Source organism: Variovorax sp. YR752, from assembly GCF_943372545.1.
In genome coordinates this window covers 1-10,124 of the sequence record NZ_CALRZC010000272.1, presented here as the reverse complement: position 1 = coordinate 10,124, position 10,124 = coordinate 1, and the positions used below count along the sequence as shown (strand labels likewise).

Here is a 10,124-nt window from a genome sequence, read left to right as displayed (position 1 = left end):
CGAAAGTGTCGACCAGGTGCCGCAGCATCTCGGGGTCGAAGACCATGGTGTCGACGTAGAAGGTCTTGAGGTAGCTCGACGGCGCCCGGTCGATCACCGTGCGGCAGTCGGGGCGAGCGCGCCATGCATGGTCCATGCGCGCCCAGTAGTGCGCCACATAGCCGCCGCCGTGCGCCGCGATGAACTTGATGTTCGGGTAACGGGCCACCACGCCGTCGAAGATCAGATGGCTCACGGCCACCGTCGTGTCCAGTGGGTTGCCGATAACGTTGTTGAAGTAGTGGTTGGTCAGCCGCGCACCGTCCGAGTACCCGACAGGGTGCAGGAACAGCACGGCGCCGAGCTGGTCGGCACGGGCGAAGAAGGGCTCCAGGCCGAGCGATGGGTCCGTGAGGTTGAGTCCGTTCACGTTGGTGTTGATCTCGATACCGCGCAGACCGAGGGTCCCGACTGCGTGGTCCAGCTCCTGGATCGCAAGCTCGGCGTTCTGCAGGGGCACCGAGCCGAGGCCAACGAAGCGCTCGGGCGTGGCGGCCACCAGCGCGGCAATGCCCTCGTTCACCTGGCGGGCCAGCTTGGCGCCGCGCTCGGGCGACGCGAAGTAGAAGTAGTGGAATGGTGCCGGGCTGACCGCCTGGATGTCAATGCCCATGCGGTCCATGTCTTCGAGCCGCTGGTCGATACCCGTGAGCTTGGGGCCGCGATCTCGCATCTGCGCGACGTTCGTCTGCCGTGTCAGTTCGTTGGCGTAGATCACACTGGGGTCGTGCGAGCCGACGTCGAGGTCTGCGCTGGCCTTCACCACGTCAGGGTTGAGGTAGTGGCAATGAACGTCGACCACGGGGTTGCGCTGGCCGCGCGCAGGCGTGGAGGCGCTGGCAGCGCGCGGTGCAGAGAGCGCCGACGCGCGACGCCGGGGCGCGGTGGTGGCGCCGTGCGCATGGGTCGGGTCGGTGCAGTGCGGCGAGCAGGTGTAGAGCATGGGGATGATCCTCGGATTGCGAAAAAGATGCGTGGGGAAATTCAGAACACGCCGAGATGACGAGTGGCCAGCATCGGCTCGGCTCGGACCGCGTCGGCCGTGCCGGAATGCACGACATGGCCGGTGTTGAGCACCACCACGTCGTCGGCGACGTCGAGCGCCATGTGGAAGTTCTGCTCTACCAGCACGATGGACAGCCGGTCGGCCTTCAGCGTCTTGATGGCCTGCGCGACCTCCGCGACGATCATGGGTGCCAGCCCTTCCGACGGTTCGTCCAGCAGGAGCACGCGGGGGTTGCCCATCAGTGCGCGGCCGATCGCGAGCATCTGTTGCTCGCCGCCCGATAGCGTGCCCGCACGCTGGCGCGAGCGTTCCCGCAGGCGGGCGAAGGTGGCGTACACGCGCTCGAGATTCCAAGCCTGTTCGGATGGCGTAGTGCGCGTGGCGGCCTGTTCCGCAACCTGCAGGTTCTCGAGCACCGTGAGGCTCGGGAAGATTCGTCGCCCCTGCGGGACCAGCCGCATGCCGGCGCGCGCGATGCCTTCGGGCGACATGCGCTCCACGGCCATGCCACCGAGCCGGATGGTGCCGCCCCGCGGCGACAGCAGCCCCGCGAACGCGTTCAGCGACGTGCTCTTTCCGGCGCCGTTGCGGCCCAGCAGCGCAAGCACTCGGCCTTCGCCCAGCGTCAGAGACAGTCCGTACACCACCTGGCTCTGCCCGTAGCAGACGTCGAGCTTGTTCACGTGCAATGCTTCAGTGGCCAAGATAGATCTCCTTGGTTCTCGGATGGTTCACGACCGTCTGGCGGTCACCCTCGACGATCACCTGCCCGTAGTGCAGCACGGTGATCTGTTCGGCGAACTCGAGCGCGACATCCATGTCATGCTCGATCATCAGGATGGCGGTCTCGCGCGACACCTTCGCGATGAGCCGCTGCACCACGGCGCGCTCGTCCTGCGACAGGCCCGCCAGCGGCTCGTCGAGCAGCAGCAGGCGCGGGCGTTGTGCCAAGCCCAGGGCGAGCTCGACCCGGCGCTGCTCGCCGTACGACACGTCGCACGCGCGGTGCAGCGCCTTGGCGCCGAGGCCCACGCCTTCGAGCAGTTCGACCGCGCGGTCGTGCAGGTCGGTGCGCCTCGACAGGTCGACCGCTGCGTTGTGTCGCAGCGCCATCGGTGCCAGCAAGCTCAGCACCACGTTGTGCGCGAGCGTGTCCTTGGCGAAGAGCGTGATGATCTGGTAGGTGCGCGACAGCCCGCAACGGGCGCGCGCCGGCACCGGCAGCCGGGTCACGTCGGTTCCGAAGATGCGGATCGCACCCGCGTCGGGGCGGAGCTCGCCGGCGATCAGCCCGAACAGCGTGGTCTTGCCCGCGCCGTTGGGTCCGATGATCAGGCGCCGTTCGCCCGGTTGCATGGTGAGAGAGACGTTCTGCGTCACGGTAATGCCTCCGAAGGACTTCTTCAGTCCGCGGACTTCGAGAGCGGCGGTCATGCGCGGTCTCCCTTGCCTCGGGCGAGCAGCGCGCGCACCCCCGGCACGATGCCGTGCGGCATCACCAGCACGATGAACACGAACACCGCACCCAGCAACATGTTCCATCGCTCGATGTAGCCCGATGCGTAGTTCTTGAGCAGTACGACCAGCACCGCGCCGACGACCGGTCCGCCCAGGGTGCCCGCGCCGCCCGCGATCACGCTGAGCAGCACCTCCGCCGAGGCGGTGACCGACAGCACGCTGGGATGCACGTACTTGTGGAAGTAGACGTACAGCAGGCCGGCCACCGCGCCCAGGAAACTGGCACCCACGAAGGCGCACCAGCGGATCGCCCAGACGTTGTAGCCGAGCGAGCTCATGCGCCGCGCCTGGTCCCGTGTGCCGCGCAGCGACGCGCCGAAGGGAGAGTCGACCAGGCGTGCGACCACCACCAGCACCAGGGCCGTGATCAAAAGAACGAACCAGTAGTAGGCATTGCTGTTCTCCATGTCGATGCCAAATGGCATGGGCCGCGTGAGTCCGGACAGTCCGTTGTCGCCGTTGGTGACAGCGGTCCACCGATAGGCCACGCCCCAGACGACCTGCGACAGCGCCAGGGTCAGCATCAGGAAACTCAGGCCCGAGGCGCGCAGCGCGATCCACCCGAACACGCCGCCGATGGCGGTGGTGGCCAACAGCGTGAGCGGTGCCGCCATGGCGTGGCCGAGGCCGAGGTGCAGCGCCAGCCAGCCGGCGATGTACGCCGACAGGCCGAGATAGGCCGCGTGCCCCAACGACGTGAGGCCGGCGTAGCCGACGAGCAGATTGAGGCTGGTGGCGAAGATCACGGCGATCATGATCTGGCTGCCGAGGTTGACGTAATACTCGCCAAGCACTGCCGGGAGCAGCGCCAGCAGCGCAAGCAGCAGGAGACATGCAAGTTTCTTCATGCGCGTGCACTCCCCAGCAGGCCGGCAGGGCGGAAGGCCAGCACGACGATCATCGGCAGAAAGAGGATCACATACGCCAGGTCGGGAACCAGCGCAGTGCCGAAGGTATAGATGAACCCGATGATGAAACTCGCAATGAAGGTTCCCACGAGGCTGCCGACGCCGCCCAGGATCACGACGATCAACGCCAGCGGAAGCATGTCCGCGTCCAAGCCCGGATAGGCCGACAACATCGGTCCTCCCACGGCCCCGCCCAGTCCGGCCAGCGCCGCGCCAAGGCAGAACACGCTCGTGAAGAGCGCCGAGGCTCGGATGCCCACGGCGCGCGCCATCGGCATGTCGTCGACGCCGGCACGTATGCGCGCGCCCAGTCGGGTGCGCTCGAGCAGCAGGAACAGCAAGACCGCCGCAACGACCGCGATGACGATGACCGCCAGCCGGTAGCTCGGAAAACTGAAGCCGAAGACGCTGGCGGGTCCCGCCAGGAAGGCCGGCGGCGCGACCGGTATCGGGTCGCCGCCCCACAGCACCAAGCACAGGTCGGCCGCAATGAAGGACAGCCCGAGCGTGGCGAGAACCTGCGCCTGCGAATTGCCTGTGAGGCGGCGCAGCACCAGCCGCTCGATCAGCCCGCCGATGACTGCGGTCGCCAGCGCCGCGGCCACCACGGCGGCGGTGAATCCCCAGCCTGCGCGTGCCACGTTGGCCGCGACGTAGGCGCCCATCATGAACAGTGCGCCGTGGGTGAGATTGGCGATGCGCATCAATCCGAAGATGAGCGCAAAGCCGGACGAGAGCAACAGCAGCAGGCCACCGAGGGCGAGGCTGTTGAGTGTTTGGGTCAACCAGAATTGCATGGTTCTGCCGATACGCTGAGATTCTTTGAAGCGTTCAGCCGACCAGATTCCGCGCGGGCGGCCAGTCGCGCGAATAGACCGGCTCGGCAAGGAACTTCTTGGGGTCGTACGTCCAGAACTGGCTCACGTTGTCGTAGGTATCGATGATGCTGTTGACCAGCCGGCCTTCCTTGCGCTCGACCTTTCGCACATAGACGTTGCCCACCACGTTTCCGTAGCTGTCGAACTTCACCGGGCCGCGTGCCGTCGTCGCCTCGGTCTGCTGCAGCGACGCGCGCAGCTGCTCCTTGTCGAAGGCCTTGCCCTTCATCGGCGCCAGCGCGGCATCGAGCACCGAGGCGCTGACGTGCGTGCAGGCCGCATAGAAACCCGGGTCGTAGCTGTAGGCTTTGCGGAAAGACGCGACGAACGCAGCGTTGATCGGGTTGGCGAGTTCGGCCGAATACCAGTTCACCGTGACGATGCCCAGGGCCTCGTCCCCCATATTGCGAAGCACGGCCTCATCGAGTGCGGTCATGCCGCCGACCAGCGCGAGCTTGCCTCGCAGGCCGTACTCGTTGAACTGCCGAATGAAGCGGAACCCATTGGAGCCAGCAAAGCCGAGGAACACCGCGTCTGCCTCGCGACTGAGTTGCGCCAGGAAGGTGCCGTAGTCGGGCGCCGTCAGGGGCGGGAAAAGCTTCTGCACGACCTTGCCGCCCGCCTCTTCGAAGACCCGCTGAAAACCTGCGGTCATTTCGTGTCCGTACGCGATGTCGTCCGCCACGAGCACCATGCGCTTGTACTTGAGCTTCTTCGCACAGTAGTCGGCCAGCGGATGGGCGCATTGCGCCGACGTCGAGCTTGCGCGAAACAGCCAGGGGCTGGCCTTGCGCTGCGTCATGTCTTCGGCCGCGGCCACGGGGAACACCGGGATCTTCCGGGCGCGCATGTAGTCGTCGGTGGCTAGCGCCTCAAAGGCCGCCAGCGGGCCCATCAGCACCTGCGCGCGTTCGCGCTCGATGAGTTCCTGCGTCTTGGTTCGTGCCGCCGACGGCACGCCGCCGGTGTCGGCGACGATCAGCTCGACCTTGCGTCCGCCCAGCATCTGCCCGTTGGCGGCGAGGTAGGCCTGCAGCCCGCGTTCCATGTCCAGACCGCCCGAGGCGAACGGCCCCGTCTTGGCCGTCAGCAGCCCCAGGCGCAAGGGTTCGGCTGCGGCCTGGGCTCGCGCCAGCATGGGGAGGCTGAGCGTGGCGCCGGCGGTTGCGGCGGTTGCGATGAAGCGCCTGCGGTCGATGGTCATGGTGTCTCCGATCTGTGGGGTGGAACTTGTATTTCTTCGATCTTTAATTTTACTTAATGATCGATTGATCAATATTAAAAGATCAAAAGAGCTACGGCAAGACAGAATTTCTATTCGAGATATCGGGTTTTCCCGAGTTCTCAGAAAACGCGCTGCGATTTTTGGTGATCAATCGATAGCTTGCTCGCATCGCTGAATCAGACCTATCAGATCTGAAATTCAGAGAAAGAATGTCCTTTTCGGACGTCAAGCTGACATTGATCATTTGATCAACGCTGCGCCGCGCACAGGGACAGCGGATCCTCGAACGCGAGCCCCGCTCGCCAACTTCCTGACCTTATTGGCTTACGAAATGACTGCTACTCTTTCCGCGTCGGTTCAGCGAAAGGTGATCCGGCGCATCGTCCCGATCCTGATGCTGATGTACACCATGGCCTATCTGGACCGCATCAACATCGGCACGGCCGCCTTGCGCATGAATGCGGAGCTGGGCATCTCCCAGCAGGTCTTCGGCCTGGCCGCCGGCCTGTTCTTCATCGGCTACCTGCTGCTGGAGATTCCCAGCAACATCATCCTGCACAAGATCGGCGCGCGCGTCTGGCTCACGCGGATCATGGTCACTTGGGGGCTCATCTCCGCCTGCACCGCCTTCGTGCAGAACGGCTGGCAACTCGTTGCGGTGCGCATGCTCCTCGGCTTCGCGGAGGCGGGACTTTTTCCGGGGCTGATCTATTGCCTGGCGCTGTGGTTTCCGCCGAGCATGCGCGGGCGCATGCTCGTGATCCTGGTCTTGCCCTGGGCCGTGATCGTCGGCACGCCGATGTCGGCCGCCATCGTTCAGTACGCCGACGGCCTCATGGGGTTCTCGGGTTGGCGGATCATGCTGTTCGTCGAGGGCCTGCTGCCGGTGCTGCTGGGCTTCTATTCCGCCCGCTACCTGACCTCCAAACCCGAAGAGGCGGACTGGCTCACGAGCGACGAAAAGCGCGAGGTCATCGCAGCCAGGGAGTCCGATGGCGTGGCCGCTCCGGGGCAGGTCGAAAAGCCCTTGCGCGCAACGCTTCTGCAACCTCACCTGGTCCTGCTGTCGCTCGCCTATGCGACGGCGCAGATGGGCTTCTACGCGAGCCTGATCTTCACGCCGCAGATCGTGCAGGAATTCGGGCGCCTCTTCGGCACCACACTGTCGACCGTGCAGGTTGGCTTGCTGTCCGCCATACCGAGCATCATCGGAATGACGCTGTACTGGTTCTGGGTCGCGCACTCCGACAAGACGAACGAACGCGTCTGGCACGCGATTGCTTCTTTCATCACAGCCGCGGTGGGCATTGCGATTCTTGTGAGCGTGCGAAATCTTTCCGCGTCGATCCTCGGGCTGTCGCTGCTGACGGCCGGCTTGGTCAGCGGCCCAATCTGCATCTGGCAGCTGACCGCGATCGGCGTCAGAGGCAAGACGGCGGCCGTCGTCTTCGCCTATGTCAATTCCTTCGGCATCGTCGGCTCCATGTTCAGCCCCTACTTCATCGGCTACCTCAAGGACCGTACGGGTTCCTATGACGCGGGACTGCTGGTCCTCGCCATCGCGGCACTGCTTGGCGCCGCGCTGGTCTTCGTCGCGAGTCTCTTGATGCGGCGCACAGGACTGCTGCGCGCCAGTGACAAAGCCCTTGCCCCTTCGCTCTGAAAGCCCCTGATGATTTATTTCGACCATGTCTGCATGGCTGCTCCCAACGTCTACGAGTCGACATTCAGACTCAGTAACGAAACCGGCATCGGAAACTATGACGGCGGGTTCTTTCCTCTTTACGGCATCGGACACCGGGTGGTGCCGCTGGCGCAGGACATCTATATCGAAGTCGAAAGCGTGATCGATGCGCGTGCGTTGAAGCGGGGAGAACCGCTGGCCGTCTTCATGGATCGTCAAGCACAGGACGGCGACCGGTTCATCGGTTGGTGCCTCCGCTGCGACACGCCGGAGGAACTCGAGGCCTTCGCGGCCCATCACGGCACGCGTGTAGATCCCGAGACCACGGGCAAGACCGCCGGCCGCCAGATGATGAACGGCAGCCGGGGCTTCGCCTTGCAGACGCCCAGCGCCATGGTGGCGTGGCCTGCCGGCAAACCCAACCTGTACTTCAAGCCTGGCGCCGATGCGGCGCACGCGGGCAGCCTGCCCGTAGTGCCCGGCTCGGGTGACGTGCAAGGCCGAGGGCTCGCGTGGATTGAAATCGGGGAGACGCAAGCGGCGCTGGCCGCCTGGCTGGGCGACGTCGGGTCGCCCTCGAACTTCCCGTTCGAGATCCGCTACAACGCCGGCCCTGCGGGCTTCTACGCGATGGGCGTCCAGACCGACCGGGGCGTGATCGAGATCCGTCGCCCCGCGGTGCGCATCGAGCGGGCCTGACACGCGAGCTCTCAGCGCGTCATGCGCAGGACGAGGGCCGCGAGTGCGGAAGCCGTGGCCAGGGCCGTGACCGCCATCCACCCGAAATGGGCGAACAGCACAGCCGCCAGCGCGGATCCAATGGCCATGCCGATGAACATGCCGGTGAACAGCACCGCATTGAGCCGGCTACGTGCGCCCGGATCGATGCCGTAGACGATCGACTGATGAGCGATCAATGCGGCCTGGATGCCGAGGTCGAAGCCGACGGCGCTCGCCACGAGCAACCAGAGCTGCGCACCCGGCGCCATGAACGCCGACAGCCCCATAATCGCGAACGACCCGACAACCAGACCCGCGCCCAGGCGGGCGACGAGTGCCGGACCGTGCCGGTCCGCAATTCGCCCTGCCACCGGTGCGATAAGCGCGCCGGCCGCGCCCGCCAGGCCGAAGGCGCCGGCAGCTGCTGCGCCGAGGTTGAAAGGCGCTGCGTGCAGCATGACCGCCAACGTCGACCAGAAGGCACTGAACCCGACAGAAAGAAGGCCTTGCGACCAAGTCGCACGACGCAACTCGGCATGCCGATTCCACAGCGCCCCGAGCGAGCGAAGCAGCGCGAAGTACGACAGGTGCGTGGTCGCCTTGAAGCGCGGAAGTCGGTACCAAGCGACGAGGCCGACCACGGCGATGCTGACGCCGGCCGACGCGAACATCGACCGCCATCCCCAGTGCTCGGCGACGAACCCGCTGACCACGCGCGAGAGCAGGATGCCGAATAGCAGCCCTGTCATGACTGTGCCGACGACCTTGCCGCGATGCGTTTCAGGCGCGAGCGTGGCGGCTGCCGGCACGATGTCCTGCGCCATCGTGGCGGCCAAGCCGATCACTAGGCTGGCCACGAAGAGCGTGGAAATGGAAGGCGAGAGCGCGGCCATGAACAGTGCTGCACAGAGCACGGCTGCCTTGATCAGGATGATGGTGCGCCTGTCGCGGCGGTCGCCCAGCGGCGCCAGCAACAAGATGCCCATCGCGTAACCGAACTGGGTGAGCGTTGGCAACAGGCCAACGGACTGTGTCGAGGCGCCGACGTCTGCGCCCAGCACGCCCAGCATGGGTTGGCTGTAGTAAAGCGAAGCCACCGACAAGCCGGCCCCAGCTGCCAGCATCCAGGTGAGCGAGGGTGCGAGTCCCACCGGTTCAGCCGGCCTGCCACCCAAAGCATTTGATGCATGCGTATTTTGAATATCTAACATGGCGTTAACCCTTAAGCATTTCGATGCTGCAAGTCTGACTTCCCAGGCGATTGATTGGTAGCATCACAAACCGAACAATGCTTATTCGCAAACCGTATACAAGGGAGGTTCATGACATCCAGTCGGCCAGATCACGTCACCGCCTCCAGCAGCGACCGCGTGGAGCTTTTGCAGACGTTCGTCCACATCGTGCAGGCTGGAAGTCTTTCCGCAGCGGCCGTTCAACTGGGCTCGACACAGCCAACTGTGAGCCGCCGCCTGCAGGCCTTGGAACTCTGGCTCGGCGTAAAACTGCTGCAACGATCGACCCACTCGATGAAGCTCACCGAGGACGGTGAGCGGTGCTTCGAACGGGCGAAAGTGATGCTCGCCGATTGGCATGCGTTCGACGCCGAAATGCGCGGCGTTGACAACGAACCCGAAGGTACTTTGCGCGTGGTTGTGCCGCACGCCTTCGGACAGGAGCTGCTGGTGCGTCCGCTGGCCGAATACCTGCGGCGCTACCCGCGGGTGTCCGTGGAATGGCTGCTTCACGACAGGCAGCCCGATTTCGTTGCCGAGGGTGTCGATTGCGCCATCCATGTTGGCGAGGTGACCGATCCGATGGTGGTGGCCCGCAAGCTCTCCGAAGTGCCGCGCATCGCAGTGGCAGCCCCGAGCGTGCTGACCGGCCGGCTCACCCCCACCCACGCCTGCATGTTGGCGGACTGGCCCTGGCTGGCGCTGCGCACCTACTACCGCAACGAGATGATTTTGGTGCATACGTCCACCGGCGAGCGGCAGCAGTTGTCGATCGCCCCGCGCATGATCACCGATAGCCTGTTCGCGCTGCGTAGCGCGGCGCTCAATGGTCTGGGTGTGTGCGTCGGGTCCAGCTGGCTCTTCAAGGACGACCTGGCGCGGGGCGAGCTCGTCGAGGTCGTGCCCGATTGGCA

General features: G+C 65.0%; 10 protein-coding genes. 3 read left to right on the top strand and 7 right to left on the bottom strand.

All coding sequences use genetic code 11. The features are described 5' to 3' along the window. From AAG801_RS36560 to AAG801_RS36535, 6 genes are all read right to left on the bottom strand, one after another. A partial coding sequence (locus AAG801_RS36560; RefSeq protein ID WP_341892827.1) for an amidohydrolase family protein occupies positions 1 to 982 on the bottom strand: 982 nt, incomplete at its 3' end. 41 nt (positions 983 to 1,023) lie between these two features. After that, positions 1,024 to 1,728: an ABC transporter ATP-binding protein gene (locus tag AAG801_RS36555; RefSeq protein ID WP_341892826.1), complete on the bottom strand. Its 705-nt coding sequence runs from the start codon at positions 1,726 to 1,728 to the stop codon at positions 1,024 to 1,026. Between the two features lie 10 nt (positions 1,729 to 1,738). Then, on the bottom strand, positions 1,739 to 2,479 hold the full coding sequence (locus tag AAG801_RS36550) for an ABC transporter ATP-binding protein (protein ID WP_341892825.1): 741 nt from the start codon (positions 2,477 to 2,479) through the stop codon (positions 1,739 to 1,741). Further along, positions 2,476 to 3,411, bottom strand: coding sequence for a branched-chain amino acid ABC transporter permease (locus tag AAG801_RS36545; protein ID WP_341892824.1), 936 nt, complete (start codon positions 3,409 to 3,411; stop codon positions 2,476 to 2,478). Before AAG801_RS36545 ends, AAG801_RS36550 begins: the two co-directional genes overlap by 4 nt. Then, positions 3,408 to 4,358, bottom strand: coding sequence for a branched-chain amino acid ABC transporter permease (locus AAG801_RS36540; protein ID WP_341892823.1), 951 nt, complete (start codon positions 4,356 to 4,358; stop codon positions 3,408 to 3,410). Before AAG801_RS36540 ends, AAG801_RS36545 begins: the two co-directional genes overlap by 4 nt. After that, entirely contained in the window at positions 4,303 to 5,625 is a 1,323-nt protein-coding gene (locus AAG801_RS36535) for an ABC transporter substrate-binding protein (RefSeq protein WP_341892822.1), read from the bottom strand. Before AAG801_RS36535 ends, AAG801_RS36540 begins: the two co-directional genes overlap by 56 nt. Positions 5,626 to 5,818: 193 nt before the next feature. Here AAG801_RS36535 and AAG801_RS36530 point away from each other — a divergent pair, with 193 nt between their 5' ends. Continuing rightward, the gene (locus tag AAG801_RS36530) at positions 5,819 to 7,237 is read left to right on the top strand and encodes an MFS transporter (RefSeq protein WP_341892821.1); all 1,419 of its coding nucleotides are present in this window, start codon (positions 5,819 to 5,821) and stop codon (positions 7,235 to 7,237) included. Between the two features lie 9 nt (positions 7,238 to 7,246). Then, on the top strand, positions 7,247 to 7,957 hold the full coding sequence (locus tag AAG801_RS36525) for a VOC family protein (RefSeq protein ID WP_341892820.1): 711 nt from the start codon (positions 7,247 to 7,249) through the stop codon (positions 7,955 to 7,957). Between the two features lie 11 nt (positions 7,958 to 7,968). On the opposite strand, the gene AAG801_RS36520 is transcribed toward AAG801_RS36525, so the two are convergent. Continuing rightward, a complete protein-coding gene (locus tag AAG801_RS36520; RefSeq protein ID WP_341892828.1) occupies positions 7,969 to 9,102 on the bottom strand; it encodes an MFS transporter in 1,134 nt (377 codons plus the stop codon). 198 nt (positions 9,103 to 9,300) lie between these two features. On the opposite strand from AAG801_RS36520, the gene AAG801_RS36515 reads away from it, so the two are divergent. Next, a partial coding sequence (locus AAG801_RS36515; RefSeq protein WP_341892819.1) for a LysR family transcriptional regulator occupies positions 9,301 to 10,124 on the top strand: 824 nt, incomplete at its 3' end.

Coding starts and splice junctions, on each gene's coding strand:
- AAG801_RS36525 (WP_341892820.1), top strand. CDS start 7,247: ATGATTTATTTCGACCATGTCTGCATGGCTGCTCCCAACGTCTACGAG.
- AAG801_RS36545 (WP_341892824.1), bottom strand. CDS start 3,411: ATGAAGAAACTTGCATGTCTCCTGCTGCTTGCGCTGCTGGCGCTGCTC.
- AAG801_RS36550 (WP_341892825.1), bottom strand. CDS start 2,479: ATGACCGCCGCTCTCGAAGTCCGCGGACTGAAGAAGTCCTTCGGAGGC.
- AAG801_RS36520 (WP_341892828.1), bottom strand. CDS start 9,102: ATGCTGGCAGCTGGGGCCGGCTTGTCGGTGGCTTCGCTTTACTACAGC.